General features: G+C 61.4%; 10 protein-coding genes and 1 pseudogene. 5 read left to right on the top strand and 6 right to left on the bottom strand.

The window, feature by feature from the left end:
- Positions 1-19 precede the first annotated feature (19 nt).
- Positions 20-1,417, top strand: coding sequence for a hypothetical protein (locus FHT28_RS18135; protein ID WP_168596961.1), 1,398 nt, complete (start codon positions 20-22; stop codon positions 1,415-1,417).
- A 53-nt stretch (positions 1,418-1,470) separates the two neighbouring features.
- On the opposite strand, the gene FHT28_RS36855 is transcribed toward FHT28_RS18135, so the two are convergent.
- From FHT28_RS36855 to FHT28_RS18110, 5 genes and pseudogenes are all read right to left on the bottom strand, one after another.
- Entirely contained in the window at positions 1,471-2,556 is a 1,086-nt protein-coding gene (locus tag FHT28_RS36855; protein WP_168596960.1) for a glycosyltransferase family 1 protein, read from the bottom strand.
- A gap of 81 nt (positions 2,557-2,637) precedes the next feature.
- Positions 2,638-3,261: a bifunctional nicotinamidase/pyrazinamidase gene (gene pncA, locus FHT28_RS18125; protein WP_168596959.1), complete on the bottom strand. Its 624-nt coding sequence runs from the start codon at positions 3,259-3,261 to the stop codon at positions 2,638-2,640.
- A 112-nt stretch (positions 3,262-3,373) separates the two neighbouring features.
- On the bottom strand, positions 3,374-4,657 hold the full coding sequence (locus tag FHT28_RS18120) for a sugar MFS transporter (protein WP_168596958.1): 1,284 nt from the start codon (positions 4,655-4,657) through the stop codon (positions 3,374-3,376).
- A 226-nt stretch (positions 4,658-4,883) separates the two neighbouring features.
- A pseudogene (locus FHT28_RS36265) lies at positions 4,884-5,063 on the bottom strand (GIY-YIG nuclease family protein); the annotation flags it as partial.
- A 195-nt stretch (positions 5,064-5,258) separates the two neighbouring features.
- Entirely contained in the window at positions 5,259-7,724 is a 2,466-nt protein-coding gene (locus FHT28_RS18110; protein WP_047558046.1) for a UvrD-helicase domain-containing protein, read from the bottom strand.
- A gap of 357 nt (positions 7,725-8,081) precedes the next feature.
- On the opposite strand from FHT28_RS18110, the gene FHT28_RS18105 reads away from it, so the two are divergent.
- The 4 genes from FHT28_RS18105 to FHT28_RS18090 all read left to right on the top strand — a co-directional run bounded on the left by FHT28_RS18105 (position 8,082) and on the right by FHT28_RS18090 (position 14,528).
- Positions 8,082-9,248 carry an efflux RND transporter periplasmic adaptor subunit gene (locus tag FHT28_RS18105; RefSeq protein ID WP_168596957.1) on the top strand — a complete coding sequence of 389 codons (1,167 nt, stop codon included), beginning with the start codon at positions 8,082-8,084 and terminating at the stop codon, positions 9,246-9,248.
- 17 nt (positions 9,249-9,265) lie between these two features.
- Positions 9,266-12,400: an efflux RND transporter permease subunit gene (locus tag FHT28_RS18100; RefSeq protein ID WP_168597004.1), complete on the top strand. Its 3,135-nt coding sequence runs from the start codon at positions 9,266-9,268 to the stop codon at positions 12,398-12,400.
- A 250-nt stretch (positions 12,401-12,650) separates the two neighbouring features.
- Entirely contained in the window at positions 12,651-13,664 is a 1,014-nt protein-coding gene (locus FHT28_RS18095) for a flagellin (RefSeq protein ID WP_052212365.1), read from the top strand.
- 195 nt (positions 13,665-13,859) lie between these two features.
- Complete coding sequence (locus tag FHT28_RS18090; RefSeq protein ID WP_037202877.1) at positions 13,860-14,528, top strand: OmpA family protein; 669 nt, start codon at positions 13,860-13,862, stop codon at positions 14,526-14,528.
- A gap of 59 nt (positions 14,529-14,587) precedes the next feature.
- Here FHT28_RS18090 and FHT28_RS18085 read toward each other — a convergent pair whose 3' ends face one another.
- Entirely contained in the window at positions 14,588-14,995 is a 408-nt protein-coding gene (locus tag FHT28_RS18085) for a DUF2000 family protein (protein ID WP_037202692.1), read from the bottom strand.
- Positions 14,996-15,002 lie beyond the last annotated feature (7 nt).

Below are 15,002 nucleotides of genomic sequence, written 5' to 3'. Positions count from 1 at the left end.
TTTGCTGTTAGCTGCCCACATGGCGAAGATCGTGGCATTGGCGGCATATTTCTATCAGGCGGCGGTGGCCTTCGGGCTGCTGATCGCGGTCGCGCATCTGCTGGCTCCTGCTGATTACGCTGCCTATTCGCTCTTCATCTCGATCAGCCAGTTCGCGGCGATCTTCTGTTTCGAATGGATCCGCTTTGCCTGCAGCCGTTTCTATCCGGGGTCGACGCCCGGAAGCGAGGCCCTGGAGCGAAGCGCGCTGACGATCGAATTCACCGTATGCGCCGCGATTTGTCTGATGGCGGCATCTGCGTCGATTTTCTTTTCGGTTCCCGGCAAAATTGCCGTGTTCGGCGGCATGGTCGCTATCTTCCAGGGTGGCAGCGATCTGCACCTCACCATGTTGCGCTTCCGCCAGGAGTTTCGCGCCTTTTCGCGCCTCCAGGGTTCGCGCGCCACTATTCTTGCGGTCGGTACGCTGGCCGGTGCGGCCGTTGCGCCGAATTTCACCTGCACGGTCGCCGGCTTGCTGGCCGGCTATGTCGCCTACGGTATCTGGGCTGGGTTCCTCACGCGCAACAGCCTGCGCGAGGCGGCGCATTTCGAGCCGCCGCTGGTCCGCAAGCACTTCGTCTATGGCAGCGTCGCGGCCAGTGCATCGGTTATCGGCATTCTGGCGCCGTTGGCATTGAAGTCGATCCTGACGTCGGTGCTGGGCGCAGGGGGGGCTGCCGGCGCGCTGTTGGCGTTCGATCTGCTGCAACGGCCTTTCGTGCTGATCGTTTCAGCCTTGCAGGCCATTCAATATCCCGATGTGGTTACCGCCTATGATCGCGAGGGCGCAACTCCGGCTTTCAGGAAGCAGCTCGGCGACTACTACTCGCTGCTGACCGGCTTTACTCTGATGACGGCGGCCGGCATCTTCGCGCTGTTGCAGCCCATCGGGCAATTCGTCATTTCCGCCGGCCTGCGCAACGAGTTTCTCGTGGCGGCGCCTTTCGTGACCGGCCTTGCGGTGTGCCGCGCCCTGACACTCAACATGCTGCCGACGCCGGCGCATCTGCAGCATCGGCTGCTGGCGATTTTCCTGCTCGCCGCGATCGACTGCGTGCTGTTGAATGCCGGGACGCTGGCGGGCGGCTATCTCGGGTCCTTTGGCGATGCGGCCCTGATGGCCGGCGGCATGATCGGGGCGCTGATTGCGATGGCGGTCGGTGTGAAGGTGCTGATATCGCTGCCCTTCGATTTCGTCTGGCAGCCGGTCTTGCTCTCCGCCGTCGGCCTCGCCGTGCCGGTGCTTGCGACTGCGGGCTTCACCTATTCGCTCTGGATATCGGTCTCGGCCGGCGTGATCGGTGGTGCGCTCTTCTGCCTGCTCGGGCTCTACAGCTATTTCGTTACGATGTTCCGGCCGAAAACCCGGTCCTAGAGCATTTCCAGGAAAAGTGCGTAGCGGTTTTCCGTCCGGAATGCTCTTCGCGCTCAAAGATCTTCCAGCATCGAGAGTACACGATCGGCGCTGCGGTCCCAGGAGAAGCGGGCGACGTTTTCTCGGCCGCGTCGACGCAGGTTCTCTCGCAGGGCGCTGTCCTCGGCGATCCTTCGCATGCCGGTGATAAGCTCGGCCTGTCTGGTTGGATCGAAATAAAGCGCGGCGTCGCCGGAGGCTTCACGCACGGCGGGAATATCGGCCGCGAGCACCGGGCAGCCCTGCGTCATGGCCTCGAGAGGCGGGATGCCGAAGCCTTCATAGAGGCTCGGAAAGACAAAGGCGGTGGCATGACGCTGCAGCGCGGCGATCTCTGCATCGCTGAGCCGCCCCGGAAAGAGCAGGCGATCGCTCGACTGCGGACCATCCGATTTGAACACGGTCGGCGCAGTGCCGCCGACAACCACGAGCTTCTGGCTTTCGTCGCCGAGCGTCTCGAAAGCGCGCATGGCAAAATCGAGATTCTTGTTCGGCTTCATCGTGCCGACGAGCAGGAAGAAACCGTTGGCCTGCAGCCCGAGGCGTTGGACGATGGTCTCATCCGGCTCGATCGCGGCGAAATGATCGACGGCATTGTAGACGACATCGATCCCGCCGGACGAGACGCGGAAGACCGAGGCAAGCTCCTGGCGCGAGAACTCCGAGACCGTGCCGATCTTGGCGGTGCGGGTTAGCACCGTGCCGAGTGCGCCATGCAGCAGGCGGTAGCTGCGCTTGAAGGATTTGGGGTGCCGGAAGATCGTTACGTCGTGGATGACGACGGCCTGGCGGCGGTGTAGGAGAGGGCCGCTGCCGCCGAAGCCGATCAGCCGGCCGCCGCGCGAACGCGCCAGCAGCGCCGTCTGCTCCCAGACATGGCCGGGGCCGGAGCCGAAGGAATCGACCACTATGGCGGAAAGCTCAAGATCGACTGGGGTGTGCCGCGGAACGGCCAGCCGCCAGCTTGCACCCTTTAATACGGCGGGTACGTTGCCGGCGGAGATCCTACGGTCGAGCGCCAGCGTGAGTTCGCGCGCAAAGCGCTGTACGCCGGAAAGAGGCTGGCCGAGAAAACGCCCGTTGATGATGATCGATTGCACGCGAAAAATCCCGATATCTCATTGATCGGGAACAGCTTGCACCATTTTCTTTAGAGAAGGTTTAGCCGGGCCGTCGCGATTTTACGCAAGCGCATCCTTGCTGCCGATAATGGCGACGCCACGCGTGCGCATTTCATCGATCGCCGCCTTGACGCCGGCCGGATCGATACCGCGGCTTGCATCCTCAATGAAGCGAACGGTGACACCCGGCAGCATCTCGACCGCGTCGAGCGCTGAGAACTTCACGCAATAATCCGTCGCCAGCCCGCAGAGATCGAGCTCAGTCACCCCTTCGGAGCGCAGACGTGCGGCAAGGCCGGTGAGCGCCGCTTGATCGTTGTCGCGAAAGGCGGAATAGCTGTCGACGGCCGGATTCTGGCCCTTCTGCTGGACGAAGTCGATACCGTCGGCGTTGAGATCGGGGTGGAACATGGCGTCTTCGGTATTCTGGACGCAATGGTCTGGCCACATCATCTGCGGCTTGCCAGAGAGCATGCCCATTTCGAAAGGCTTCTTGCCGGGATGGGCCGAGGCAAAGCTGCCGTGACCGGCTGGATGCCAGTCCTGCGATGCCACAACCAGGTCGTATCTGCCGCTATCGATGAGCGCGTTGGCAACAGGCACCACCTGATCGCCATCGGGCACCGGAAGATTGCCGCCGGGGCAGAAGCCGTTCTGGATGTCGATGAGCAGCAGTGCTTTCATGAGGCCTGTCCTTCCGTCTCTGTTGCACTGCACGATGCCAAGCGACGGGATTCGGATCAAGCCTTTTGCGCCCCGCCAGCGGACCGGACGAGGCGCAATGGTTTGCAAAGGTTTACGCGGGCTTGTGGCCCTTCAGGCCGTAGAAGGCGATATAGACGTAGCAGATGATCGGCATCAGGAAGGCGAGATGGATGCCGATGGTGTCTGCAAGTCCGCCCTGGATCATCGGCAGGATGGCGCCGCCGACGATGGCCAGGCACAGAATGCCGGAGCCCTGGCTCGTATATTTGCCGAGACCGTGCAGCGCCAGGCTGAAGATCGTCGGGAACATGATGGAGTTGAACAGGCCGATTGCCAGCACCGACCACATGGCGACATGGCCGGTCGTGAGCACGGTGACCAGGAGCAGGATGATGACCGCAGCGGCATTGAAGGCAAGCGCCTTGCCGTCGTCTATATGGCGCATGATCAGCGAGCCGACGAAGCGGCCGATCATGGCGCCGCCCCAGAAATAGGAGACATAATGCGCGGCATCGGCCTCGGAGAGATGAGCGATGTCAGGCTGGCTCAGGAAGTTGACGAGGAAGCTGCCGACGCTGACTTCGGCGCCGACATAGAGGAAGATGCCGACAGCGCCGAGCACGAGATGGCGATACTGCCAGGCCGAGCCGCCGCCGCGCATCGGTTCGACCGTCTCCTCGTCTTCGACTTCGGGCAGCTTCAGCGCCGCAAAGATGGCGGCAAGCACCAGGAAAGCCACCGCAAGCAGTAGATAGGGGAATTTCACCGCACCCGCCTCGGCAAGGCGCATGGCGTCGATCTGTTCCGGTGTGGCGTTGGTTGCGGCAACGGTTGCGGCTGACAGGATCAGCATGGCGCCGAAGAGCGGTGCAATCGTTGTGCCGAGCGAATTGAATGCCTGCGTCAGGTTCAGCCGGCTTGCGGCGGTATCGGGAGGTCCCAATACGGTGACATAGGGGTTGGCGGCGACCTGCAGGATCGTGATGCCGGTGGCAAGCACGAAGAGGGCGCCGAGGAAGAGGGTATAGACGCGATAGCTGGCGGCAGGAATGAACAACGCGCAGCCGACGGCGGCAATAGCGAGGCCGGCGACGATCCCCCACTTGTAGGTGATGCGCTTCACAAGCGCTCCGGCCGGCAGCGATACGATGAAATACGCGCCGAAGAAGCAGAACTGGATCAGCATCGACTGGGTGTAATTGAGCTGAAAGACGCTCTTCAGGTGCGGGACCAGAATGTCGTTCAGGCAGGTGATGAAGCCCCACATGAAAAAGAGTGAGGTGAGTGCGATAAGCGCGAATTGATAACTGCCCTGGCCTTGGTGTGCGGATGCACGGGCGCTGGTGGGCGCAGAGCTTGTTGCTGAGCCAGCCACTTTTTTATCCTCGGTTTTTGTTTTTGCCAGGCTTCGATGATCGGCCCGGGCGAGAGCCCGAACGGGCCGAGATGCAGGCTGGCAGCGGCTTGCCGAGATACCGCGGGAAACGCGGAATCCCGAAGCCGCCAAAGTCGATATAATCGATTAGGACTGGATTGGTAGCTTGCTAGCGATGCGGATTTTGCAGGGCTGGGATGTTGGGGGCGGGCGGCTGATTGAGCGTCTACCACAATTCATAATATAGGGCGCGCCAATCGGGGTTCATTTTCTCAATCAGCTCGATCTTCCATTGGCGATGCCAGTGTTTCAGAGACTTTTCCCGCTTTATGGCTGAAACGATGTCTGCGTGATCTTCATACCAGACGAGCCGCGTGCAACCATACTTCCATGCGAATCCGGGTGTGTGACGCGCCCGTGGTTCTAGTGGGCACAATGCGTCCGGTCGGAATGCTTTGCGTGGATCCTCGGGTCAAGCTCGAGGATGACGGAGGGTGGGGAGATGAGGAGCCCTACAGTGAGTCCAAGGCCTCGCTTTATATTGGCGTAGGCCTTCGCATTCGTGTGCGCCCTCTGGTCCCAAACCGGATGATCTAGGTAATCAAACCCGCTCCACAAACCCATCCAGCACACGTTTCTGCCCGGCGCGGTCGAATTCGATCGTCAGCTTGTTGCCTTCGATCTCCGACACATTGCCATTGCCGAACTTGATGTGGAAGACGCGGTCGCCGATGGCAAATTTGGAGGGTTCGGAGGAGGTGGACTTGGCCACCAGCTCGCCGTCGATCGTGCGCACTTTCGGGCCGCTTTCGCCGTAGCCGATACGTTCGACGGCGTGGCCGGAGCGGCTGCCCCAGTTGTCGCGGGTCGCGTCGGTCTTGTTGGCCTGGGCGCGTTTCCAGCCAGGGGTGGAATAGGAATTGGCGAAAGGCTCGGCTTTGTCGAAACGCGACTGGCCATAGCCGCCGCGGCCGTACCCGCCGTAGGATTGCTCGACTTCGGCGACTTCGACATGGGTGACCGGCAATTCGTCGAGAAAGCGGGACGGGATGGTCGATTGCCATAGGCCGTGGATGCGGCGGTTGGAGACGAACCAGATGTGGCAGCGGTGTTTGGCGCGGGTGAGGCCGACATAAGCGAGGCGGCGTTCTTCCTCCAGGCCGGCGCGGCCGCTCTCGTCGAGCGAGCGCTGATGAGGGAAAAGGCCTTCCTCCCAGCCGGGCAGGAAGACGGTGTCGAATTCCAGGCCCTTGGCGGAGTGCAGCGTCATGATCGAGACGGCATCGAGGTTTTCGTTCTGCTCGACGTCCATGACGAGGGCGACGTGTTCGAGGAAGCCGCGCATGGATTCGAAGCTGTCCATCGAGCGGATGAGTTCCTTCAGGTTTTCAAGCCGTCCGGGCGCTTCCGCCGATTTGTCGTTCTTCCACATGTCCGTATAGCCGGACTCCTCAAGGATCTGCTCGGCAAGTTCAGTGTGCGGCGTATTTTCGAGCAGGCCCTGCCAGCGGCGGAAGGATTGCACGACGTCGAACAGCGCCTTGCGCGCCTTTGGCTTCATCTCGTCGGTCTCGATGATGTCGGCCGCTGCCGCCAGCATTGGAATATCGCGCACGCGGGCGTAATCATGCAGCGCGCGCACCGTGGTATCGCCGAGGCCGCGCTTTGGGGTGTTGACGATGCGCTCGAAGGCGAGATCGTCGGCCGGCTGGCAGACCAGGCGGAAATAGGCCATGGCGTCGCGGATTTCGAGGCGCTCGTAGAAGCGAGGGCCACCGACGACGCGGTAGTTCAGGCCGAGCGTGACGAAACGGTCTTCGAATTCGCGCATCTGGAAGGAGGCGCGCACCAGGATCGCCATGTCGTTCAGCTTGTGTTTGTTGCGCTGAAGCTGCTCGATCTCCTCGCCGATGGCGCGGGCTTCCTCCTCGGAATCCCAGGAGGCGTGCACCTGCACCTTGATGTCGTCAGGGTCGGAACGGTCGGTGAACAGCGTCTTGCCGAGCCGGCCCTCATTATGGGCGATCAGATGCGCGGCGGCACCGAGGATGTGCTCGGTGGAGCGGTAGTTGCGCTCGAGCTTGATCACCTTGGCGCCGGGAAAATCCTTTTCGAAGCGCAGGATATTGTCCACCTCCGCGCCGCGCCAGCCATAAATCGACTGGTCGTCGTCGCCGACGCAGCAGACATTCTGCAGCTCGCCCTTCGGCCGTTGGGCTAGGAGTCGCAGCCACATATATTGCGCCGTGTTGGTGTCCTGATACTCGTCGACAAGGATGTAGCGAAAGCGCTGGTGGTAGTCCTTCAATATGTCCGGATTCTGCCGGAACATATTGATCGGATGCAGCAAAAGGTCGCCGAAGTCGCAGGCGTTCAGCGTCTTCAGGCGGTTCTGGTAAGCGGCATAGAGTTCGCGGCCCTTGCCATTGGCAAAGGCGCGGGCATCGCCCTCGGGAATCTCGGCGGGGCCAAGACCCTTGTTCTTCCACGTGTCGATCATGCCGGCGAATTGCTTGGCCGGCCAGCGCTTGTCGTCCAGGCCCTCTGCCTGGATCAGCTGCTTGATCAGGCGGATGACGTCGTCGGTATCGAGAATGGTGAAGCTGGAAGAGAGGCCGACCAGCTCTGCATGGCGGCGCAGAAGCTTGACGCCGATCGAGTGGAAGGTGCCGAGCCAGGGCATGCCCTCGACAGCGCCGCCGACGAGCAGGGCGACGCGTTCCTTCATTTCGCGCGCCGCCTTGTTGGTGAAGGTGACGGCGAGGATCTGGCTGGGGAAGGCGCGGTTGGTGGAGAGGATATGGGCGATGCGGGTCGTCAGCACACGCGTCTTGCCGGTTCCGGCGCCGGCAAGCACCAGAACAGGCCCGTCGAGCGTCTCCACCGCTTCCGTCTGTTCCGGATTGAGGCCTGCGAGATAGTCCGGCCGGCGGTGGCTGTCGCGCGCCGCCATGGCACGGGCCGCAATGCCGCCGCCGATGCTGCCTGCATCCGGCGCAGAACGGCGCGGCGCCAGATGCTCCGGCTCCTCGTCAAAGAAGGGAATGTCGTCATGTCCGATGGTCATGTGGCCCAATGTAATGATTCTACCCTGAAAGGCAAAAGAAACGGGCTGAAAATAGAACAAAAAGTGCACATTCACAGGTAAAGCAGGTAACGGGGAGGCTGTTCCCGCATCTGAACGGGAGATGTGGGAGTGCGAATGAAACGCCTCGTTGTCTGCGGAAATATTACAACTTTGTCATAGTCTGCGGCAAAGCTTGCCGCATATGTATAAAAAAACGATATTGCAGAAAATCGGGCACAATCGTGCGTTATGAAGCCAACCCGAACTTGGCCTCGGCAAGCGCGCTTGACGCGACGAGGCCATGCCAAACCGACGACGCGATTTCATCGCCTCTGACACAACGAGCCGGAGACGTGCATGACCGCCTGGAAGCAGCTTTCCTTGTGTTTTTTCTTGCTGGTGGCGGGTCTTGCCGCCGCCGTGGCCTTCGTGCCGGGCGCAGCCGGCCTGTTGCAGGGAGCTGGCGTTCCGGAAGCCGTGGTGGCGGTTGTTGCGCCCGGCAAGAGCGACAATGGCGAGAAGCAGGCTAGTGCTGCCAATGGCGGTGCACGCCGCGGCCAGAATGTGCCGCTCGTCGTTACGGAGCCGGTGGTCGGCGGCATCATCAATGACCGCCTCAGCGCCATCGGTACAGGCGACGCCATCCGTTCGGTCGTCGTCATGCCGCAGGCAGCCGGCACGATCCGGGAAATCCTCATCAAGTCCGGTGATCGGATAAAGCAGGGACAGGTGTTGGCCCGCCTCGACGATGACGAGCAGGTCATCGCTCGCGGCCAGGCGGAAGTAGCGCTGAGGAGCGCATCCGAGAAATCCCAACTCTATCGCAATATCAAGTCCAGCGTGTCGCGCATGGATGTCTTCGATGCGGAGATCGTCGAGCAGGGCGCCAAGCTCGCGCTGCAATCGGCGGAACTCGCCTTGAAGCGCCGCGATATCGTTGCGCCGATCGACGGCATCGTCGGGATCGTGCCGGTTGTCGTCGGCGACAACGTGACGACGACGACCAGCATCGTGACACTGGACGACCGCTCCGAGATCCTGGTGGACTATTGGGTGCCGGAACGCTTCGCCAATACGGTCAAGGTCGATCAACCGGCGGAAGCGACATCGGTTGCGCTGCCGGGGCGCGTCTTCACCGGTGTGGTCGAGGCGGTGGACAATCGTATCGATGGCGCCAGCCGGACCTTGCGCGTGCGCGCCCGCATCGACAACGCCGCCGATGAGCTGCGGGCCGGCATGTCCTTCAATGTCGGCATGCGCTTCTCCGGCGAAACCTATCCCTCCGTCGATCCGCTTGCGGTGCAGTGGGACGGAGAGGGCGCGCATGTATGGCGCGTTGCCGACGGCAAGTCGTCGAAGGTGCGTGTCAGCATCGTGCAGCGCAATCCGGATGCCGTCTTGGTCAAGGGTGATCTTCGCGATGGCGATCTCATCGTCATCGAAGGATTGCAGCGTGTGACCGAAGGCGGCGACGTTCGGTTTGCGCGCGATGTCGCCCAGGCCTCGGAGGTCATCACGCAATGACGGGGCAGGGCGATGAGATGAAGGAAGCCGGCGCGGGTTCGGGCAAGCAGTCCTTCACCGCGCTTTTCGTGCGCCGGCCGATTCTGGCGCTGGTTTTCAATACGCTGTTGGTCGTTGCCGGCCTTGCCGCTTATGTCGGCGTCGAGGTGCGTGAGCTGCCGGATGTCGACCGTCCCGTCGTCACGGTGCGAACCGTATTCGACGGCGCGTCGCCGCAGACGGTGGATCAGGAGCTGACCAAGGTCATCGAAGGTGCTGTCGCTCGCGTCAGCGGTCTGAAATCGGTCTCCTCCAGCTCGTCCTTCGGACAGAGCAGGGTGACGCTGGAGTTCTCCGACGCCACGGATCTCTCGGTCGCCGCCAACGACGTCCGCGATGCCATCGGCCGCATCACCGAGCAATTGCCCGATCAGGCCGATGCGCCGCAGATCGTCAAGGCGGATTCGGATTCGCAGCCGATCATGCGCCTTGCCGTAACCTCCAGCACGTTGACGATGGACGACCTGACGCAGCTCGTCGACAAGGAGATTACCGACCGGCTGGCTTCGGTCGAAGGCGTTGCCGATGTCGAGCTTTACGGCGATCAGGAGAAAGTCTTCCGGATCGATGTCGATCAGGCAGCGCTGGCGGGGCGAGGATTGACGATCGGCGATCTGACGACCGCGCTTGCGACGGCCGCGCTCGACGTGCCGGCGGGGTCGCTGAAAAGCGCCCGTCAGGATATAGTCGTGCGCGCTACGGCTGCGCTGCAGACGCCGGAGGATTTTGCGCGGCTGATGGTCAAGGACCGTGTGCGGCTTTCCGATGTCGCTACCGTAACGCTCGGTCCGCGCGACGGGACGACCGCGCTGCGCTCCAACGGCGTGCAGGGGATCGGCCTCGGCATTATTCGTCAGGCGCAGTCGAATACGCTCAATATCTCGGAAGGCGTGAAGTCTGTTGTCGCGCAACTTTCGAAGTCACTGCCCGAGGGGACGCGTATCGTCATCACCAGCGACGATGCCGTGTTCATTCAGGGAGCGATCCACGAGGTCGTGCTGGCGCTCATCCTTTCCGCGCTGATCGTCACCGTCGTTATCTACCTCTTCCTGAGAGACTGGCGGGCAACGTTGATCCCGGTCGTCACCATGCCGGTGGCGCTGACGGGTACGCTCGCCGCGCTCTACATGGTCGGTTTCTCGGTCAATATCCTGACGCTGCTGGCGATCGTGCTTGCCACCGGCCTCGTGGTCGACGACGCCATCGTCGTGCTGGAAAACATCGTCCGTCGCAGGGCCGAGAAAATCGGGCCGCGGGCCGCCGCCGTGCTCGGCACGCGCGAAGTCTTCTTCGCCGTCATTGCGACGACGGCCACGCTTGCTGCGGTGTTCATTCCGCTGTCGTTCCTGCCGGGGCAGGTGGGCGGCCTGTTCCGCGAGTTCGGCTTCGTGCTTGCCTTCTCCGTCGGCCTGTCGTCGATCGTGGCATTGACGCTTTGCCCCATGCTCGCGTCGCGCATGCTCACCAAGGAGATGCGCGAGGATCACGGCATGCTCGGCCGTTTCGGCGAGCTGTTTGCCACCGTCTATCGTCGGACGCTGCGGGCCTGTCTCAATGGACCGCTTGTGGTCATCGTCTTCTGCGCCCTGTTCTCGGCTGCCGCCCTCTTGGCATTCATGAATGTCAAAAGCGAACTGACGCCAAACGAAGACCGGGCCATGGTCATGCTTCGCCTGACCACGCCGCAGGGGGCGGGTCTCGATTACACGAAGGATCAATTGCAGCGCGTCGAGGAGCGGCTGCAGCCGCTGATGGATAGCGGCGATATCCGCAATATCTACGCAATCTCCGGCATGAACGGCCAGAAGAATAGCGGTTTCATGGTGCTGACCCTGGCGCCATGGAGCGAACGTCATCGCACGCAGCAGGACATCGTTTCCGACATCAACCGCGCCACGGCAAATGTGCCGGCCCTGCGCGGCAACGTTATTCAGGCCAACAGCCTGCGCATTCGCGGCGCCGGCAGTGGCGTGCAGATGGCGCTTATCGGCAATAATCATGAGGCGCTGACCGAATCGGCACTGAAACTGGTGCAGGCGCTCGATGCAACGGGCCAGTTCGACACGCCGCGTCTTAACAACGAACCGACCCAGGCCCAGGTTTCCGTCGCCATCGATCGCGAGCGCGCTTCCGATCTCGGGGTCGATATTACAGGTCTTTCGGTCGCGCTGCAGTCGCTGCTTGAAGGGCGTTCCGTGGTCGATGTCTTCGTCGCCGGCGAGTCCTATCCGGTGCTGCTGACCTCGACGATGCGCCCGATCGACGATCCGACCGATCTTGAGAACGTCTATTTGAAGACCGGCGACGGCAAGATCGTGCCGATGTCGGTTATCGCATCCTTGAAGGAGAATGCTGTTGCGCCGCAGCTGACCCGCGAGCAGCAGCTTGCGTCGGTTGCGATCACCGCCGGCCTCAAGAACGGCATGTCGCTCGGCCAAGCCGTCGAGGAGGTGACCAGGATCGCGGCACCGCTATTGCCGCCTGGCGCGCGGTTGATGCCGTTGGCGGAAGCGGCAACGCTGGAGGAGAATTCCAGCGGCATGGCGCTGACCTTCGGCTTTGCCATCGTCATCATCTTCCTGGTGCTTGCTGCGCAGTTCGAAAGCGTGCTGTCGTCGCTGATCATCATGTCCACGGTGCCGCTTGGCCTTGCCTGTGCCGTTTTCGCGCTTGTCATCACCGGTTCGAGCCTCAACATCTACAGCCAGATTGGGCTGGTGCTGCTTGTCGGCGTGATGGCGAAGAACGGGATACTGATCGTGGAATTCGCCAACCAGCTTCGCGACAAGGGCGAGGGCGTGCGCGAAGCAATCGAAAAGGCCTGCGCGCTCCGCCTACGTCCCGTCATGATGACCATGATTGCGACCATCCTCGGTGGCGTGCCGCTGGTGTTTGCCGAAGGCGCGGGTGCGGAAGCGCGCATAGCACTGGGCTGGGTGATCGTCGGCGGGCTTGGTTTCGCAACCCTGGTGACGCTTTACATCACGCCCGTCGCCTATCTCCTTATTGCCCGCTTCGCCAAGCCGCAGACACATGAGGAGCAACGCCTGCATGAGGAAATGTCGGACGCGGCGCTCCGCGCGAAGCTGGCCGATCTCCGGGCTGCGGAATGAAAGTCGAGCACGGGTGAGTTGCGCCCGCTGCAGCTTCTGCGCTTATTTATGGCAAATCATGCGTTACGATTAGCTGTTTATTAAGCATGTTTGCTAATGATAGTGACCTGTAACCGCCGGAATTCAGGTGTTGTTTTTGCCTGGCTTCCCGTTTGCCGACACTCTCGGCCCGCGCGCATGAGCGCCCGCGGCAAGGTTCCAATGTCTCATTGTATTTGTTGCGTATTGTTGCGTCCGGAGTTCGTGTGCCGTGAGTATTTTTTCGACTTTCATCAGGGTCAGTCCCTCTGTGAATACAGCGCTGGAAGTGCTGAGGGACACCCAGGTCAAACTGAACAATGCCGAACGGCAGATGTCGTCCGGTCTGCGTGTGCAGACGGTGAAGGACGACGCTACATACTGGAAAATTTCGACTCTGACGCGCACCGATGTCGGCGCCATTTCGGCGGTGCATGACGCGCTTGGCCTTGCCGCATCCACGGTCAGCACCGCCTCCACGGGCGTCAGCAGTGCAATCGACATCGTGACGCAGATCCGAACGAAGCTTGTCAGCGCCTTTGAGACGAGCGTCGACAAGACGAAGCTCAATGACGAGATTACCGAACTCAAGCAGCAGCTTCGCAGCGTCGGGGAGTCGGCAAGCTTCAACGGCGTCAACTGGATCGTATTGCAGGACGGCGAAGACCCGACAGAGCCGCACCAGGTGCCGGGCTCTCTCATCCGCCACACCAACGGAAGCATTTCGATCGGCATGCTGAACTACGAGGGCGTGGCATCGACGGGAGGCACCATCGTACCAGCGGATGCGCGATACCTGATCGATGATCAGTCGAGTGGAACCGGCGGCTACGGCGTGCTGACCTCGACGGCCTTTGCGACGGATGCCGGGGCAGCGAAGAACTATGTACTGATCGACAGCAAGAATGGCGACACGAGCGGCCAGGTGGAAATTTCACTCGATGCGAATACGACGAAGGGCGCTATCGTCGATATGGTCAATACCGTTACGGCGATGTTGCAGCAGCTCAATACGATCGGCTCGGCCTTCGGCTCCCTGGAGACACGCATCAACCTTCAGAGCCAGTTCGCCGGCAATCTCAGCGATTCGTTGACGAGCGGCGTCGGCAAGCTCGTGGATGCCAATATGGAACAGCAGTCGAGCAAGGTATTGGCGTTGCAGACCCAGCAGCAGCTCGGGCTGCAATCGCTTTCGATCGCCAATGCGAGCTACAATACGGTTTTGCAGCTCTTCCAGAATCTCTGACTGTCGGGCCTACGCCGCAGCGGGGTGAAACGGGTTGATATCAGCCCCGCAGATCGCGGGCGGCGATTGGTTTCCGCAAAAGCTGTGCCTTTGCGCTATGCACAGGGGACAAAGGTCCGGATAAGATTTCTCTTCATCATATTGCCGCAATGCTTCATATCTGCTGCGGCCATCGAACCGGAGAGCGACGATTCTATGATCAAGAAAATTGCCATCCTTGCCCTAGCGGCAGGTTTTTTGAATGCATGCACCACGACTGACCCCTATACGGGCGAGCAGAAGGTGTCCAATACGGCGGGCGGTGCAGCACTCGGTGCCGGCGTCGGTGCGGTTGCCGGTCTTCTCATCGGTCATTCCCCGGCTTCGCGCCGCAATGCCGCGCTGATCGGCGCCGGCGTCGGTGCGCTCGCAGGTGCCGGCATTGGCAACTATATGGATCAGCAGGAATCGGAGCTGCGCGCGCAGCTGCAGGGCACCGGGGTTTCGGTTACCCGCGCGGGTGACCGCATCATCCTGAACATGCCGTCGGCGATCACCTTCGATGTCGACCAGGATGCGATCAAGCCGGAGTTCTTTGCGACCCTCAATTCCGTCGCCATCGTCCTGCGCAAGTTCAATCGTACGCTGATCGACGTCAACGGCCACACGGATTCGACCGGCAGCCTGCAGCACAACCAGGATCTGTCCGAGCGCCGTGCCGGCTCGGTTGCCTCCTACCTCGGCAGCCAGGGCATCGACCAGCGCCGCATGTCTGCCATCGGCTTCGGCCCGTCGCAGCCGGTCGCGTCCAATGCAAACGAAGCTGGCCGCGCCCAGAACCGCCGTGTCGAGATCCAGATCGCACCGATCACCCAAAACGGCTGAGTCTTTTCAATCAGTGCGGCCGGGTCTCACGATCCGGCCGTTTTTCTTGCGCGCTTTTATCACGCGTGCATGCTTGCTCCCTTGGTGATCTTGTCGACGATCTTCTTGTCGGCGCGGATCGCGATGCCGACGACCTTGGCATCTTCAGGAGCGAATTCGGAGAAAACGGCGCGATTGGCGACGTCGTGACCGGTCGCGAACATCTCCTCGATGAATAGCGAAGAAGTGACGCCGCGTTCCAGCGAGCGGCGATGGATGGTCGCGATGCTGTCTTCATTGGCCGAGAGGACGATGATCGGCTGGATCGATAATGCGTTGTAGACGTTGCCGGCACGATCGCGATAGGGTTCGCCGATGATTTCCGGACTTTGTCCGGCAATGCCGCTTGTCAGGAACGCGGTCACATTCAGCTTTTGCCAGGATTGAAGATCGTTTCGCAGAACGATGGCGATTTTGGTATCGAACATTGGTGGT

This window comes from Rhizobium sp. SG570, from assembly GCF_012275345.1.
Classification (GTDB): Bacteria; Pseudomonadota; Alphaproteobacteria; order Rhizobiales; family Rhizobiaceae; genus Rhizobium; species Rhizobium lusitanum.
This window is presented reverse-complemented; position numbering and strand designations above follow the sequence as displayed.

Excerpts from the sequence above, each read along its gene's own strand:
- FHT28_RS18135 (WP_168596961.1), top strand. The coding sequence starts at position 20 with ATGGCGAAGATCGTGGCATTGGCGGCATATTTCTATCAGGCGGCGGTG.
- pncA (WP_168596959.1), bottom strand. The coding sequence starts at position 3,261 with ATGAAAGCACTGCTGCTCATCGACATCCAGAACGGCTTCTGCCCCGGC.
- FHT28_RS18110 (WP_047558046.1), bottom strand. The coding sequence starts at position 7,724 with ATGACCATCGGACATGACGACATTCCCTTCTTTGACGAGGAGCCGGAG.
- FHT28_RS18105 (WP_168596957.1), top strand. The coding sequence starts at position 8,082 with ATGACCGCCTGGAAGCAGCTTTCCTTGTGTTTTTTCTTGCTGGTGGCG.
- FHT28_RS18100 (WP_168597004.1), top strand. The coding sequence starts at position 9,266 with ATGAAGGAAGCCGGCGCGGGTTCGGGCAAGCAGTCCTTCACCGCGCTT.
- FHT28_RS18090 (WP_037202877.1), top strand. The coding sequence starts at position 13,860 with ATGATCAAGAAAATTGCCATCCTTGCCCTAGCGGCAGGTTTTTTGAAT.
- FHT28_RS18085 (WP_037202692.1), bottom strand. The coding sequence starts at position 14,995 with ATGTTCGATACCAAAATCGCCATCGTTCTGCGAAACGATCTTCAATCC.